This window comes from Amycolatopsis sp. NPDC031561, assembly GCF_055580625.1.
Genome location: NZ_JBVILA010000038.1, coordinates 25,361 through 40,529, shown reverse-complemented (window position 1 = coordinate 40,529; position 15,169 = coordinate 25,361). Strand labels below are relative to the sequence as shown.

The window sequence follows — 15,169 nt, the reverse complement described above, 5'->3', positions numbered from 1 at the left end:
TGGAGGTCGAACGGTGAGTGTGGGAGCCATTTTCGTCTGGGAGCTGCTGGGAACAGCGGTCCTGATCCTGTTGGGTAACGGCGTGGTCGCCAACCACGTGTTGCGGAAGAACAACGGCCACAACGGTGGCATCGTGATGATCACCCTCGGTTGGGCGTTCGCGGTCTTCGCCGGTGCCAGCATCGCCGCGCCGAGCGGTGCGCACCTCAACCCCGCCGTGACGCTCGGCCTCGCCATCGCGGACAAGACGAAGTGGGCGGACGTCCCGATCTACTTCGCCGGGCAGATGGTCGGCGCGATCCTCGGCGCAGTGCTCTGCTGGGCCGCCTACAAGCTGCAGTTCGACGACCACCCCCAGCGGGACGAGACGCTCGGCATCTTCTCGACCGCGCCGCAGATCCCGAACAAGGCCTGGAACCTCGTCACCGAGATCATCGGCACCTTCGTGCTGGTCGCGTGGATCCTGCTCAGCCCGGTCTACGCCAACGCCACGGGTGAAGGCGGCACGCCGAACTTCGGCAACTCCGCGCTCGGCTACGCGGGTGTAGCGTTCGTCGTGCTGGTCATCGGCCAGTCCCTCGGTGGCCCGACCGGTTACGCCATCAACCCGGCCCGAGACCTCGGCCCCCGCATCGCGTACGCGTTCCTGCTGCCCATCAAGAACAAGGCCAACCCGAACTGGGGTTACTCCTGGATCCCGGTCGCCGGTCCGCTCATCGGCGGTGCCCTGGCCGCGTGTGTGTTCCTCGCCGTCCACAACCTGACCTGAGACTGGAGCTTCGATGACTTCGTACGTAGCCGCGATCGACCAGGGCACCACGTCGACCCGCTGCATGATCTTCAACCACTCCGGCCGGGTCGTCGCCGTCGACCAGCGCGAACACGAGCAGATCTTCCCGAAGGCGGGCTGGGTCGAGCACAACGCCGAGGAGATCTGGGAGAACACGCGGGCCGTCGCGGCGGGCGCGCTCGCCAAGGGGGACCTGGTCGCGAGCGACATCGTCGCGGTCGGCATCACCAACCAGCGCGAGACCACGCTGGTCTGGGACCGCACCACCGGCAAGCCGGTCTACAACGCGATCGTGTGGCAGGATACCCGCACCGACAAGATCGTCAACGACCTCGGCGCGCTCGGCGGCGGGCAGGAGCGCTACCGCGAGAAGGTGGGCTTGCCGCTGGCGACCTACTTCTCCGGACCGAAGATCAAGTGGATCCTCGACAACGTTGACGGCGCCCGCGCCAAGGCCGAAGCGGGCGACCTGATCTTCGGCAACATGGACACCTGGGTGCTGTGGAACATGACCGGCGGGGTCGACGGCGGCGTGCACGTCACCGACCCGACCAACGCCTCGCGGACCATGCTGATGGACCTCGACACGCTGGAATGGGACGCCGAGATCGCCAAGGAGATGACGATCCCGCTGTCGATGCTCCCGGAGATCCGGTCGTCGTCGGAGGAGTACGGCAAGGTCCGCGAGAAGGGCGCGCTGGCCGGGGTCCCGATCTCGGGCATCCTCGGCGACCAGCAGGCGGCGACCTTCGGGCAGGCGTGCCTCTCGCCGGGTGAAGCGAAGAACACCTACGGCACCGGCAACTTCATGCTGCTCAACACCGGCACCGAGAAGGTCATGTCGGACAACGGGCTGCTCACCACGGTCTGCTACAAGATCGGCTCGAACGACACGGTGTACGCGCTCGAAGGATCGATCGCGGTCACCGGTTCGCTCGTGCAGTGGCTGCGGGACAACCTCGGCCTGATCGGCTCCGCGGCCGAGGTGGAGCAGCACGCCCGCACCGTCGAGGACAACGGTGGCGCGTACTTCGTGCCGGCGTTCTCGGGCCTCTTCGCGCCGTACTGGCGCTCCGACGCCCGCGGCGCGATCGTCGGCCTCACCCGGTTCGTCAACAAGGGGCACATTTCGCGGGCGGTCCTGGAGGCGACGGCGTTCCAGTCGCGCGAGGTGATCGACGCGATGAACGCCGACTCCGGTGTCCCGCTGAAGTCGCTGAAGGTCGACGGCGGCATGGTCGTCAACGAACTGCTCATGCAGTTCCAGGCCGACATCCTCGGCGTGCCCGTGATCCGCCCGGTGGTCAACGAGACCACCGCGCTCGGCGCGGCGTACGCGGCCGGTCTCGCGGTGGGCTTCTGGAAGAGCGAAGACGACATCCGCAACAACTGGGCGCAGGACAAGCAGTGGGACCCGTCGATGGACGAGGCCCGCCGCGAGTCCGAGTACCGCAACTGGAAGAAGGCCGTCACGAAGACCTTCGACTGGGTCGAGGGCGAAGACTGAGACTCGCGGTTCGCGTGAAGGCCCCCTTCCCTCGGCTGAGCCGAGGGAAGGGGGCCTTCACGCGCTTGGGTTTCAGCCGAAAGCGCCGCCGCCGGTCTGCGGAGCGCCCTTCGGCGTGACCTTCACCTGCGGCTTCTTGCCGGAGAGCGGCGGCGGCGTCCCGCACGGCTTCGTCAACGCGGCCGGGACGACGGCCCGCGAGCTGCTGCCGGGCGGCGCGCTGGAACTCGACGGCGGCTGGCTGCTGGACGGCGGCTGGCTGCTCGATGGCGGCTTACTGCTGGACGGCGGCGCGGTGGGCGTCGTCGTCGGTGGCAGGCAGACGATCTCGAACTCGACGGTCGCCGTCCCGCTGGCGGCCGGGAGGTTCGGCCCGCCGTCGCAGTGGAAACTCGCCTTGTACTTGCCCGTCTTCCCCGCCGCGTTGCCGTGCCCGATGTACGGCGCCTGATTCCCCGAGCCCGACTGGACTTGGAGCGTGACCGGACCGGTCAGGCCCGCCGACGTCACCGCGGTGCGCGTGCCGTAACAACTGGCGGTGAATTCCAGCGCTTGCCCGGGCGCGACCGTCGCCTGGCTGATCCACAGTTTCGGCGGTGGCGCGGTCGCCGACGCCTGCGGCGCGAGGATCACTCCCGCCGTCATCGCGAGCAAACCCGCGCCCGCGACGATTCTCTTCATTCCCATGATCTTTTCTCCCTCAGTGCGAGCCCTCGCATCAAGAACACTTCCGGGAATGGGAAAAGGTTGCCTTTCACGACAAAAACCTCGTGAGTGGTAAGGACGGTTCTAACCGTCCTTACCACTCACGAGATCAAAACGCGGTTCCGCCGCCACCGGTTTGCGGCGCCCCCACCGGAATCTTCGAAACCTGACGACCCGCCGCGGGTTTCACCGGCGAAACCGAGCTCGTTTTCGGCGGCACCGGCTTCGGCTTCGGCGGTTTGCTCGACGAAGTCGGCAGCGCGACCACTTCGAGATTGATCGTCACCGTCGTCGTCTTGCAGGTCGCCTTGACCGCGTAGAAACCTGGTCTCACCTTGTCGCCGATATGCGCGACGGCACCGAGGATCACCGGGTCTTCCGAAGTCACCTCGAACTTCGCGATGCGGTCCAGCGCCATGGACTTCACCTCGCCGAGGTCGGCGACCGGACAGCCGACCGAGACCAGGAGCTCCTCCCCCGGAGTCGACTTCGTCGGGGAGAGGGCGACGAACGGGTACTGCATCGGCGGCGGGCTGGGAGACGTCGTCGGAGTGGCCGAGACGTCCTCGGCGTACGCGGCGGCCGGGGCCATTCCGCACGCCACCACCGCCACCATCAGGGCGGACCGGTACCTGATCATGGAACTCACCTCTGGATCAGCCGAGCGAAGACGATGATGTTGTCGAGATAGTTGTGCGATGCCTTGTCGAAGACCCCGCCGCAGGTGATGAGCCGCAGTTCCGGGGCGGTGGTGTCGCCGTAGACCGCGTCGGTGGGGAACTTGTCCTTCGCCACCCGCTCGACCTTCGTGACCGCGAACTCGGCCGTCTTGCCGTCCTTGCGGGCGACCGAGACCTTGTCGCCGGGCGCCAGCTCCTTCAGCCGGAAGAAGATGCCCTGCTGCTTGTTCCCGTCGACGTGCCCGAGGACCACCGAAGGCCCGACCTCCCCCGGGGTCGGCCCGTTCACGTACCAGCCCGCCTGCATCGGCTGGGTCACCGGCGGCACCTCGACGGTGTTGTCCGCGTTGAGCCCCAGCGGGACCAAGGTGGACTTCGCGCCGATCTTCGGCACGTCGATCGAGACCGGCTCCGCCTTCGGCATCCCCTCGGCGGCGGCCCCGCCGTCAGCGGCGGGCGCCTCGGGTTCGCTCGGCTCGGCCGACGGCGTCTCCGCCTGGCTCGCGACCGCCTGTGGCGCCGCGTCCTGGCCGGTCTCCCCCGGACCGGACAGGACGAACGCCAGCGTCGCCAGTACAGCGAGCAGGACGACCGCGAGCACCAGCGGTGCCCGGCGTCCTCGCCACCATGTCGACTTCATGTTCACCCCTGTAGTGAAACGGCGTGGCGGTGACTGAGCCGGTCCCGGCCCCCAGACCGGAACCGGCTCGTCGTTCACCCCCACGCCTGCCTGACGCGAAGCGCGGCCGGACGGTTGCCCGCCCAGGTCACGAAATGATCGCGATCGCTACGCCCGGTCCGCACGACGACGGTACGCGGCCGCGCCGACCCCGCCCACCACCAGCGCGAGACCACCCGTGACGGCGGCGAGGACACCGACGTGGTCGGCGGGCCCCTCGGTGCCGCCGGTCTGCGGGGCACCGGCCGGCACCTTCGCGACCTGGCCCTTCTGCGGGAGCACCTCGAAGGTCACCGTCGACTTGTCGATCCAGCAGCTCAGCGTGACCTTGTACTTGCCCGGCTTGACGTTCTTGACCACGGCGGTCTTCTTCGTGACGTCGGCCGTGAGCACCGCCGAGGAGATCGCCGGACCACCGTTGTCGTCCTCGCGGTACCTGCAGTCGAAGTCCAGCTTGACCTGGTCACCGGCGCGCCCCTTGGCGGGCGAGATGCTCAACGGCTTCTTGAGTCCGTACAGAGCGCCGTGCGGCCCCGGCCCGTCCACGTCCTCGGTCGGCGACGGGGACGAAGATGGGGACGGGGAGGGAGACACCGACGAAGAAGAAGGTGAAGGAACGCCCGTCGGAGAAGTCGCGAAAGCGGCTCCGGGCGCGAGAAGAAGGAATCCGGCAATGGTACCGGCGGTGAGCATGATGGTGCGCTTCATTGGATTACCCCTGAAAAGGAATGTGGATGGAAATCGGAAAGAAGAATCCCGCGCCCCTGTTCCCCCAGTGGCGGTTCTCTGTTTCTCCGACACCCTCATGACGCCCCGGCCGGGGGCCGGGTTGCCCGGTTTCATCACGAAAAGGTCGCGAAATCCGGGCGAGGGAACTACCGCCTCGATTCGCACCCTGGTCACCAGAAGTACGTGAAGGCCCCCTTCACTGCGCTAGACGCAATGAAGGGGGCCTTCACGTACTTGGTAACTCAGGACGCTGTACTGCCGTCACCCGCGCGGGCGCCACCGGAAGGAACCGCGCCCACCTGCCGGGCAGGAACGGAAAACGTTGCGGTATAAGACTTTCCGTTGCAGTTCACGGTCAGTGGGTAGCTCCCGGGCGCGGTGCCCTCCTTGAGCTCGACCTCCGCGCTGACGTTCGCCGGGACCCCGATGAGCGGTCCGTAATCGTACTTCCCCACGCTCAGCACCGGCGAGGAGAACGTCGTCGACGTCGGCGCCTTCAGCCCGTCGCCAGGGCACTGCGCCAGCGCCACATTGGAATCTCCGTGCACGTACTTGTTGACCAGCCCGAGTTCGTAAGCGGTGTTGTCATTGAGCTGCACCGTGACGCCGGGATCGGGCTGGGGTTGCTGAGCGAGACCGGTCGCCGGCCCCGCCAGCACCGCCGCACCGATCGCCACCACTCCGGCGAGAACCCTGCGAATCACGAAAAACCCCTAGCTGTCAACGAAACACCGACACGCGCTAGACGCGGTCACCCCCGCGAGGGTTGCTTCGCCGGAGAAGATCAGTCCAAGTCGTCGTGGCGCATCAGCTGACGGCCCGCTTCGGTGATCGATCCCGAGAGCGACGGGTACACCGAAAATGTCAGTGCCAGGTGTTCCACTGTGAGCTGGTTCTGGACGGCGAGCGCGATGGGAAGGATGAGCTCGCTCGCGTTCGGCGCCACGACCACCCCGCCGACGACAACGCCGGTGGCGGGACGGCAGAACAGCTTCACGAAACCGCGTCGCAGGCCTTCCATCTTCGCGCGGGCGTTCGTCGCGAGCGGGAGCATGATGGTGCGGGCGGGCACCTCACCCGAGTCGATCGCCTGCTGGCTGATGCCGACGGTCGCGATCTCGGGGTGGGTGAACACGTTGGCGGCGACAGTCTTGAGCTTGATCGGCGCGACACCTTCGCCGAGCGCGTGCCACATCGCGATGCGGCCCTGCATGCTGGCCACCGAGGCGAGCATGAGCACCCCGGTGCAGTCTCCGGCGGCGTAGATGCCGGGCGCGCTGGTGCGGGAAACCCGGTCGACGCCGATGAAGCCGCCGGGGCCGGGCTCGATGCCGACCTTCTCCAGGCCGATGTCGACGGTGTTGGGCACGGAGCCGACGGTCATCAGCGCGTGGCTGGCTTCGATCACGCGGCCGTCGGCGAGGTGGATCTCGACGCCCTTTTCGGTGCGCTCGACCTTGTCGGCGCGGGCCTGCTTGGCGACCGTGGTGCCGCGCTGCGAGAAGACCTCTTCGAGCACGGCGGCGGCGTCGGCGTCCTCGTGCGGGAGCACGCGGTCGCGACTGGACACGACGGTGACCTTGACGCCCATCTCGGTGTAGGCCGACGCGAACTCGGCGCCGGTGACACCCGAGCCGATGACGGCCAGGTGCTCGGGCAGTTCGCGCAGGTCGTAGAGCTGACGCCAGTCGAGGATGCGCTCGCCGTCCGGCACCGCGCCGGGCAGCACCCGCGGGGTGGCGCCGGTCGAGATGAGGACGACGTCGGCGTCGAGGGTCTCGACGGTGCCGTCGTGGGCGGTGACGGCGACCTTGTGCGTGGCGAGACCGGTCTCTTCGTCGTCGAACCGGCCCTGGCCGATGACGACGCGGACGCCCTCGCGCTGGACACGGGCGCGGATGTCGGCGGACTGCGCGAGGGCGAGGCCCTTCACGCGGCCGTGGACGGTCGGCAGGTCGACACTGGTGTCGGCCATGTCGGTGTTGATCCCGAGTTCGCGGAGGTCGTGCATGTTCGCGAGCGCGCCGGAGGAGGCGATGAAGGTCTTCGACGGAACGCAGTCGTAGAGCACGCAGGCGCCGCCGAGACCGTCGCGTTCGACGATGGTGACGTCGGCTCCGTGCTGGGCCGCGACCAGTGCCGCTTCGTAACCGGCGGGGCCTCCGCCCATGATCACGATCTTGGTCACTGGTCTCCTCCTCGCAGCGGTGTCTGTGACTGCGTTTACCGTACGCGGGCGACCGTTGGGCGGATTGAGTGGCCGGACACGGCATGTGCGTCCAGCCGGGTGACCGCCGGGTCGCTAGGCTGTCGCCGTGCCGTTGTATGCCGCGTATGGATCCAATATGGAGCCCGCCCAGATGTTGGAGCGCGCTCCGCACTCGCCGATGGCCGGCACCGGCTGGCTGGAAGGCTGGAGGCTGACCTTCGGCGGCGAGGACATCGGCTGGGAAGGCGCGCTGGCGACCATCGTCGAAGATCCGGGCTCCCGGGTCTTCGTGGTGCTCTACGACGTCACCCCGCTGGACGAGGACGGCCTCGACCGCTGGGAAGGCGGCGAGCTCGGCATGCACACCAAACTCCGGTTGCGCGTGCAGACCATGGAGGGCTCCGTCCTGCCCTGGCTGTACGTCCTGGACGCCTATGAGGGCGGACTCCCGTCGGCGCGGTATCTCGGCGTTCTCGCCGACGCCGCCGAAGCCGCGGGCGCGCCCGCGGACTACGCCGACGCGCTCCGCACCCGTCCCTGCCATGGGATCAGCGGCTGACACCCACCCTGTGGATACCTCGGCCTCTACGGCCGTCCACAGCTTTCACCCAACCTGGTGAAAAATCGGACTTTCGCCTGCTACCACCCCGAAATCAGCGCGCAGCACAGGCCCCCGGAAAGCTTTTCCGGGGGCCTGTGGATAACTCTGCGAACTGTGGATAACTCGGTCAGGCCAGGGTGGCCAGAGCGGTGTGGACCAGGGTGCGGACGCCGCACAGCAGCGACCGCTCGTCGAGGGTGAAGGTCGGGCGGTGGATGTCGGCCATCGGGCCTTCACCCGGCCACACGCCGAGCCGCGCGAAGGCGCCCTGGACGTGCTCCAGATACCACCCGAAGTCCTCGCCGCCGGACGACTGCTCGGTACCGGCCACGGCGGACTCGCCCAGTGCGGCTTCGACACCGGCCCGCATCAGCGCGGTCGATTCCGGGTCGGAGACGACCGGCGGGACCCCGCGGCGGTAGTCGAGCGAGAACCCGACGCCGGTCGGCGCGAGCAGCGACTCGACCGAAGACGCGACGAGCGGTTCCAGCATCGTCCAGACCTCGTGGTCCGCGGTGCGGAGCGTGCCGCGCAGCACCCCGTCCTGCGGGACGGCGTTGGCCGCCTGCCCGGCGTGCACCGCGCCCCAGACCAGGACGGTCCCGGACCTCGGGTCGACGCGCCGCGAGAGGACCGCGGGCAGCGACGTGATCACCGTGCCGAGCGCGTGCACCAGGTCCGCGGTCAGATGCGGCCGCGAGGTGTGCCCGCCGGGCGAGGTGAGCCGCAGCTCGATGAGGTCGGCGGCGGACGTCAGCGCACCTTCGCGCAGGCCGACCTTGCCGACTTCGAGCCGAGGGTCGCAGTGCAGCCCGTAGATCCGCTCGACGCCTTCCATCGCGCCCGCCGCGATCATGTCCAGCGCGCCGCCGGGCATGACCTCCTCGGCGGCCTGGAAGATCAGCCGCACCCGTCCGGGGAGCTCCGGTGCGCCCGCCAGCGCCCGCGCCGCGCCCAGCAAGATCGCGGTGTGCGCGTCGTGGCCGCACATGTGCGCGGCGCCGTCGGTCTTGGAGGCGTACGGGAGCCCGGTGGCCTCGGTCAGCGGCAGGGCGTCCATGTCGGCGCGCAGCGCGACACAACGGTCGCCGCTGCCGATGTCGCAGACGACACCCGTGCCGACCGGCAGTACCCAGGGCTTGAGCCCGACCGAGCGGAGCAGGGACATGACCATTTCGGTCGTGGCGAACTCGTGGCGGGAGAGCTCCGGGTGCGCGTGGATGTGCCGGCGCCACGCGAGGACGTCGGTGGCGTTCGCGCGGAGCCAGTCATCGAGCCAAAAAGGGCCGCGTCCGGCACCAAGATCATGCACAGGTGCCATGCTGACGCCGGCCTCGGAAATCAGCGCGGTGGGCGCCTCTTTAGGGGCAATGACGCGACCCTCCGGGTCGCCTGGAATGTCCGGACGTGAATCGAGCACCGTCACGCCGCACCTCCTCCCGCAACACAGTTGCCTTCGTCTACCACCGTACGAGTGATCACTGAAGACACGCTGGGTGCCGTTCGATCTGTGATACGCATTTGCGATAGATCGTGCACCATGCAGATGACAAGCCGCTCGTCGAGTGATCGAGCCCTAGACGGCCGGTAGTGGATCTGCGTTGAACGGCTTGGAGGAATTCGGCCCGGGCTAAGCGGAGAGTCTCTCTACTTACCGGTAGCGGTTCAGGACTTCTTTTTCTTGGAGCGGGAGCGACGGCCGAGGATCACCAGGCCCAGCAGGATCGCCGCGACGATGCCCGCGATGACCTTGTTCTTGGTCTCCTGGCTGTTGGCCTTGTCGGTCTCGGCGGGGTCGAGCACCGGTCCCGGAGGTGCCTGCGAAAGCACGTCCTGCACCGCCGCTGCCTGCATGATCACCGGCGCGGGCGCCTGGATCTCACCGGCCTGCGCGACCGGCGCGCAGACGACCAGCCCGGCGATCAGAAGCCCGGCCAGCTGCCCGAGACGAGACCTTGTAGCCATGACTCCCTTTCATCGGCGACGCGCGTTTTCGATTCTGCACTGTGCCGGGTTCCGGCGTCAGCCGCCACGCGGAGGACCGGAGAACGCCGCCAAGATCCGCTGGGCGGCCAGCGTCGGGGTCAGTTCACCGTCCCGGACCGCCCGTTCGACGTCCGGAACGACCGCTCGCACTTCGGGATGCGCGGCGAGCCGTCCGAGAAGCTGTTCGCGGACCATCGCCCAGGTCCACTCCACCTGCTGCCGCCGTCGCCGTCCGTCCAGTTCCCCGGACGCGGTCAAAACGTCACGGTGACGGCCGATCTCGGCCCACACCTCGTCCAGCCCGACGTCGGTGAGCGCGCTGCACGTCAGCACCGGCGGGGTCCACTCGGCGTCACGCCCGTAGATCATCCGCAACGCGCCGGAGAGTTCGCGGGCCGCGCGTTTCGCGTCGCGTTCGTGGTCGCCGTCGGCCTTGTTGACCGCGATGACGTCGGCCAGTTCGAGGACGCCCTTCTTGATCCCCTGCAGCTGGTCGCCGGTGCGGGCCAGGGTCAGGAACAGGAAGCAGTCGACCATGTTGGCCACGGTCACCTCGGATTGCCCGACCCCGACCGTCTCCACCAGCACGATGTCGTATCCGGCCGCTTCCATCAGCACGATCGTTTCGCGGGTCGCCCGCGCGACACCGCCGAGAGTCCCCGAAGTCGGCGAAGGGCGGATGAACGCCTTCGGGTCCACCGCGAGCCGAGCCATCCGGGTCTTGTCGCCCAGGATCGAGCCGCCGGTCTTGGTCGACGACGGGTCGACGGCCAGCACGGCGACCTTGTGCCCGGCCTCGGTCAGATCCGTGCCGAGCTGGTCGATGAAGGTCGACTTGCCGACACCGGGGACGCCGGTGATGCCGACACGTTGCGCCCCGCCCGCGTGCGGAAGCAGCTCGACGAGGAGCTCCTGCGCCTGCGCCCGATGGTCGTCGCGGTTCGACTCGACGAGCGTGATCGCCCGCGACAGCACCCCGCGGTCGCCCGCGAGGACGCCCTTGGCCAGCTCGCCGACGTCGATCTTGCGCGGCAAGGTTCAGGACTCCTGGGCGGTCAGCTGTCCGATGAGGTCGATCGCCGCGTCGGCGATGACCGTGCCGGGACCGAAGATCGCCGCCGCGCCCGCCGCGCGCAGCTCCTCGTAGTCCTGCGGCGGGATGACGCCGCCGACCACCACGATGATGTCCTCGCGGCCCTGGTCGGCGAGTTCCCCGCGCAGCGCGGGGACCAGCGAGAGGTGCCCGGCGGCCAGCGACGAAACGCCGATGACGTGCACGTCCGCCTCGATCGCCTGCCGCGCGACCTCGCCGGGAGTGGAGAACAGCGGGCCGACGTCGACGTCGAAACCGATGTCGGCGAAGCCCGTCGCGATCACCTTCTGGCCGCGGTCGTGGCCGTCCTGGCCCATCTTCGCGACCAGGATCCGGGGACGACGGCCTTCCTCCTCGGCGAACTTCTCGACCAGCTCGCGCGCCTGCTCGACGTTCTCGGCCTTGCCGACCTCCTCGCGGTACACACCGGAGATGGTACGAATCTGCCCGGAGTGGCGCCCCCAGATCTTCTCCAGCGAGTCGGAGATCTCGCCGACCGTGGCCTTCGCCCTGGCGGCGTCGATGGCCAGCGCGAGCAGGTTGCCGTCGGACCGCGCGCCCGCCGTGAGCCGCCGCAGCGCGTCCTGCGTCGCGTCCTCGTCCCGCTCTTCGCGCAGCCGCCGCAGTTTCTCCAGCTGCTGCGTGCGCACGCCGGCGTTGTCGACCTTGAGCACGTCGATCTGCTCGTCGTCGGTGACCTTGTACTTGTTGATGCCGATCACCGGCTGACGGCCTGAGTCGATCCGCGCCTGCGTCCGCGCGGCGGCCTCCTCGATGCGCAGCTTCGGGATGCCGGCGTCGATCGCCTTCGCCATCCCGCCCGCCTGCTCGACCTCGGTGATGTGGCCCCATGCCTTGCGCGCGAGGTCGTAGGTCAGCTTCTCGACGAACGCGCTGCCGCCCCACGGGTCGATGACGCGCGTGGTGCCGGATTCCTGCTGCAGCAACAGCTGCGTGTTCCGCGCGATGCGGGCGGAGAAGTCCGTCGGCAGCGCGAGGGCCTCGTCGAGGGCATTGGTGTGCAGCGATTGGGTGTGGCCCTGGGTCGCCGCCATCGCCTCGACACAGGTGCGGACGACGTTGTTGTAGACGTCCTGCGCGGTCAGCGACCAGCCCGAGGTCTGCGAGTGCGTCCGCAAGCTCAACGATTTGGAGCTCTTGGGCTCGAAGCCCTTCACCAGCTTCGCCCACAGCAGGCGCGCCGCGCGCAGCTTCGCGACCTCCATGAAGAAGTTCATCCCGATCGCCCAGAAGAAGGACAGGCGCGGTGCGAACTTGTCGACGTCCAGCCCGGCCTCGGTGCCCGCGCGGATGTACTCGACGCCGTCCGCGAGCGTGTACGCCAGCTCCAGGTCGGCGGTCGCCCCGGCTTCTTGCATGTGGTAGCCGGAGATGGAGATCGAGTTGTACTTCGGCATGTTCCGCGAGGTGAACGAGAAGATGTCCGAAATGATCCGCATCGACGGCTGCGGCGGGTAGATGTAGGTGTTGCGGACCATGAACTCCTTGAGGATGTCGTTCTGGATGGTCCCGGCCAGTTTGTCCGGCGTGACACCCTGTTCCTCGGCCGCGACGACGTAGAGCGCGAGCACCGGCAGGACGGCGCCGTTCATCGTCATCGAAACGCTCATCTTGTCGAGCGGGATGCCGTCGAAGAGCTGGCGCATGTCGTAGATCGAGTCGATCGCGACGCCCGCCATGCCGACGTCACCGGCGACGCGCGGGTGGTCGGAGTCGTAACCGCGGTGCGTCGCGAGGTCGAAGGCGACCGAAAGGCCCTTCTGCCCGGCGGCGAGGTTGCGGCGGTAGAAGGCGTTCGACTCCTCGGCGGTGGAGAAACCCGCGTACTGGCGGATGGTCCACGGCTGGTTGACGTACATCGTCGGATACGGGCCGCGAAGGTACGGCGCGACACCGGGATACGTGCCGAGGAAGTCCACTCCGGACAGATCGTCGGCGGTGTAGACCGGTTTGACGCCGATGCCCTCCGGCGTCTCCCAGGCGAGCGCGTCGGGACCCTTGCCGGTCGCGGCGTGCAGCGCCTCGGTCCATTGAGGACGGTCGACCGGGTCCGGGGCGCCGAGGTCGACGCCTGCGAAGTTCGGGATGGTCATCACTGCACTCCGAGCTCGGTCAACGTGCCGGTCAGGACTTCGAGGGCGTCACAGCCCGTGAAGAGGTAGCCCGAGACGTCCGCGTGGTCGCCGGGTTTTCCGGCGAGAAGCACTGACGTGGCGCCTGCTTCCTTCAACGCCTTCGCGACGCTGTCCGCTTCTTCCGCGTAGGAAGTGTTGCTTCCGCAGAGACAAGCGACCTTCGTTCCGCTGGCCCGGAATTCCGCGACGACGTCTTCGGGGGCGCCGGGGTTCACGGCCTCGATCCCGCCCGCCTGGAAGAGGTTCGCCGCGAAACTCGCCCGTCCGGTGTGCGCCGCGACCGGGCCGAGCGTGGCTAGGAAGACGCGGGGACGGCTGGGGTGCGCGTCCGCCCGGTCCCGCAGGGCCTCGAACGCCTCGGCGTACCGATGCCGGGGCAGGCCGCCCTCCGGCAGGTCCTCGACGGGATCGCGAACGACCGCTTTCTCCGTCAGATTGGGGAATTCGCTGACGCCGGTGATCGGATCGCGACGGGTCGCGAGCCGCTTCGACCGCTTTTCCCAGGTTTCGGCGAGCCGTCCGGCGAGCGCGCCGGACGCCAGCTCGGCCTCGATCCCGCCCGCCGCTTCGATCGCGGTGAACTCGCGCCACGCGGCCTGGGCCAGGTCTTCGGTGAGCTTCTCGACGTACCAGGATCCGCCCGCGGGATCGATGACACCGGCGAGTTTGGACTCCTCCAGCAGGACGGCGTGCGTGTTGCGCGCGATCCGCGCGGAGAACGCGTCCGGCTGGCCGATCGCGGCGTCGAACGGGAGCACGGTGATCGCGTCCGCGCCGCCGACCCCGGCACCGAAACAGGCGAGCGTGGTCCGCAGCATGTTCACCCACGGGTCACGCTGGGTGAGCATCGCGGGCGAGGTGACCGCGTGCTGCCGCATCCCCGCTCCCTTGCCGCCCGAAACCTCGGTGACGCGGGCCCACAGGCGCCGCGCGGCGCGGAACTTGGCGATCGTGAGGAACTGGTCGGCCGTGGCGGCGAGCCGGAACTCGACCTGACCTGCCGCGGTGTCGACGTCCAGCCCCGCTTCGGTCAGCGCCCGCAGGTACGCGACGCCCGCCGCGATGGTCGCGCCGAGTTCCTGTGCGTCCGAGCCGCCCGCCTCGTGGAACGGCAGGCCGTCAGCGACGATCGTCCGCACCTTCGGGTGACTGACGGCGACGCGCGCCGCCAGTTCCGCGGCGGGGGCGAGCGGATGCGCCGAACCGGTGCGCGCGGTCAGGCCGATCGGGTCGGCGCCGAGCGTCGCGGTGACCGCGCTCGCCGGGATCTCCCGTTCGGCGAAGAGGGTGAACAGCTCGTTCGCGGCGGCTTCGTACTCTTCGCCCGCGTCGAGGGTGACAGGCGCGAGGTCGACGTAGACCTCGTTCAGCGCGTCGGCCAGGTCGACGACGGGGACCCCCGTGCCGCCCGCGCGCAGCCAGATCGAGCTGACGCCGCCTTCGAGGTCGGCGAGGATCGCGGTGTTGGTGACCTTGGCGTCGCGGCGCGCGTACCGGCCGCGGATGTCCCATCCGGTCGTCACGGAACCCTCGGGCCGGGCGCTTCTCACGAACGGCGGCAGACCGGGGAAACCGGTTTCCTCGACCGTGTCGTCGGCGGTGTAGAGCGGCTGGATCTCGAGGCCGTCGTACGTCCGGGTGACGAGCTTGCTTTCGGGCAGGCCTTCGAACCCGTCATCGATCGCGCCGCTCTTGCGCAGCACACCGGCGACGAGCTCGCGCCACTGCTCACGGCTCACTTCCGGGAACTCGGCGGCCAGCTTCAACTCGTCCGGAGCGTCCGGCTCGTCGGGTGTCGGCACTGACTCCGTCTCGGCCACTTCCGTCATAACCCACGATGTTAACGGCCCTTAACAGGACCTACCTGTGACGCTAGTCGCGCCGAGGAGTGGTCTTGAGTGACCTTTCGGACCACGTAGTCCGTGAAGGACTCCTTGAGGGACTCTGGGTCCCTCGAAGTTCCCCTCACCCGGCCTGAACTGCACCTCTAGCCCCCTGCGGCATCACCAGCCACGACGACAGCGCGTGAAGGGG

General features: G+C 68.6%; 14 protein-coding genes. 3 read left to right on the top strand and 11 right to left on the bottom strand.

Translation table 11 applies throughout. The features are described 5' to 3' along the window. Window positions 1-13 precede the first annotated feature (13 nt). Window positions 14-769 (top strand): MIP/aquaporin family protein, encoded by a 756-nt coding sequence (locus tag ACZ5IK_RS41920; RefSeq protein ID WP_465492796.1) that lies wholly within the window; start codon window positions 14-16, stop codon window positions 767-769. A 13-nt stretch (window positions 770-782) separates the two neighbouring features. Next, window positions 783-2,297: a glycerol kinase GlpK gene (glpK, locus tag ACZ5IK_RS41915; RefSeq protein ID WP_465492795.1), complete on the top strand. Its 1,515-nt coding sequence runs from the start codon at window positions 783-785 to the stop codon at window positions 2,295-2,297. A 72-nt stretch (window positions 2,298-2,369) separates the two neighbouring features. Here the strand turns inward: glpK and ACZ5IK_RS41910 are convergent, their stop codons facing one another. The 6 genes from ACZ5IK_RS41910 to ACZ5IK_RS41885 form a co-directional block, all read right to left on the bottom strand. After that, the gene (locus tag ACZ5IK_RS41910) at window positions 2,370-2,984 is read right to left on the bottom strand and encodes a hypothetical protein (RefSeq protein WP_465492794.1); all 615 of its coding nucleotides are present in this window, start codon (window positions 2,982-2,984) and stop codon (window positions 2,370-2,372) included. Between the two features lie 127 nt (window positions 2,985-3,111). Continuing rightward, window positions 3,112-3,642 carry a hypothetical protein gene (locus ACZ5IK_RS41905; RefSeq protein ID WP_465492793.1) on the bottom strand — a complete coding sequence of 177 codons (531 nt, stop codon included), beginning with the start codon at window positions 3,640-3,642 and terminating at the stop codon, window positions 3,112-3,114. Between the two features lie 5 nt (window positions 3,643-3,647). After that, the gene (locus ACZ5IK_RS41900; RefSeq protein ID WP_465492792.1) at window positions 3,648-4,322 is read right to left on the bottom strand and encodes a class F sortase; all 675 of its coding nucleotides are present in this window, start codon (window positions 4,320-4,322) and stop codon (window positions 3,648-3,650) included. A 147-nt stretch (window positions 4,323-4,469) separates the two neighbouring features. Then, window positions 4,470-4,955, bottom strand: coding sequence for a hypothetical protein (locus ACZ5IK_RS41895; protein ID WP_465492791.1), 486 nt, complete (start codon window positions 4,953-4,955; stop codon window positions 4,470-4,472). Window positions 4,956-5,332: 377 nt separating this feature from the next. Next, a complete protein-coding gene (locus ACZ5IK_RS41890; protein WP_465492822.1) occupies window positions 5,333-5,770 on the bottom strand; it encodes a hypothetical protein in 438 nt (145 codons plus the stop codon). Between the two features lie 104 nt (window positions 5,771-5,874). Next, window positions 5,875-7,278, bottom strand: coding sequence for an NAD(P)H-quinone dehydrogenase (locus tag ACZ5IK_RS41885; RefSeq protein ID WP_101612358.1), 1,404 nt, complete (start codon window positions 7,276-7,278; stop codon window positions 5,875-5,877). 127 nt (window positions 7,279-7,405) lie between these two features. On the opposite strand from ACZ5IK_RS41885, the gene ACZ5IK_RS41880 reads away from it, so the two are divergent. Further along, window positions 7,406-7,858 carry a gamma-glutamylcyclotransferase gene (locus ACZ5IK_RS41880; RefSeq protein ID WP_465492790.1) on the top strand — a complete coding sequence of 151 codons (453 nt, stop codon included), beginning with the start codon at window positions 7,406-7,408 and terminating at the stop codon, window positions 7,856-7,858. A gap of 169 nt (window positions 7,859-8,027) precedes the next feature. Here the strand turns inward: ACZ5IK_RS41880 and ACZ5IK_RS41875 are convergent, their stop codons facing one another. The 5 genes from ACZ5IK_RS41875 to ACZ5IK_RS41855 all read right to left on the bottom strand — a co-directional run bounded on the left by ACZ5IK_RS41875 (window position 8,028) and on the right by ACZ5IK_RS41855 (window position 14,964). After that, complete coding sequence (locus tag ACZ5IK_RS41875; RefSeq protein ID WP_465492789.1) at window positions 8,028-9,326, bottom strand: amidohydrolase; 1,299 nt, start codon at window positions 9,324-9,326, stop codon at window positions 8,028-8,030. A 239-nt stretch (window positions 9,327-9,565) separates the two neighbouring features. Further along, a complete protein-coding gene (locus tag ACZ5IK_RS41870; protein WP_465492788.1) occupies window positions 9,566-9,865 on the bottom strand; it encodes a hypothetical protein in 300 nt (99 codons plus the stop codon). Window positions 9,866-9,922: 57 nt separating this feature from the next. Continuing rightward, window positions 9,923-10,921, bottom strand: a complete 999-nt coding sequence (gene meaB, locus ACZ5IK_RS41865) for a methylmalonyl Co-A mutase-associated GTPase MeaB (RefSeq protein WP_465492787.1) — start codon at window positions 10,919-10,921, stop codon at window positions 9,923-9,925. Window positions 10,922-10,924: 3 nt separating this feature from the next. Further along, on the bottom strand, window positions 10,925-13,093 hold the full coding sequence (scpA, locus tag ACZ5IK_RS41860) for a methylmalonyl-CoA mutase (protein ID WP_465492786.1): 2,169 nt from the start codon (window positions 13,091-13,093) through the stop codon (window positions 10,925-10,927). Further along, window positions 13,093-14,964 (bottom strand): methylmalonyl-CoA mutase family protein, encoded by a 1,872-nt coding sequence (locus tag ACZ5IK_RS41855; RefSeq protein WP_465492785.1) that lies wholly within the window; start codon window positions 14,962-14,964, stop codon window positions 13,093-13,095. Before ACZ5IK_RS41855 ends, scpA begins: the two co-directional genes overlap by 1 nt. Window positions 14,965-15,169 lie beyond the last annotated feature (205 nt).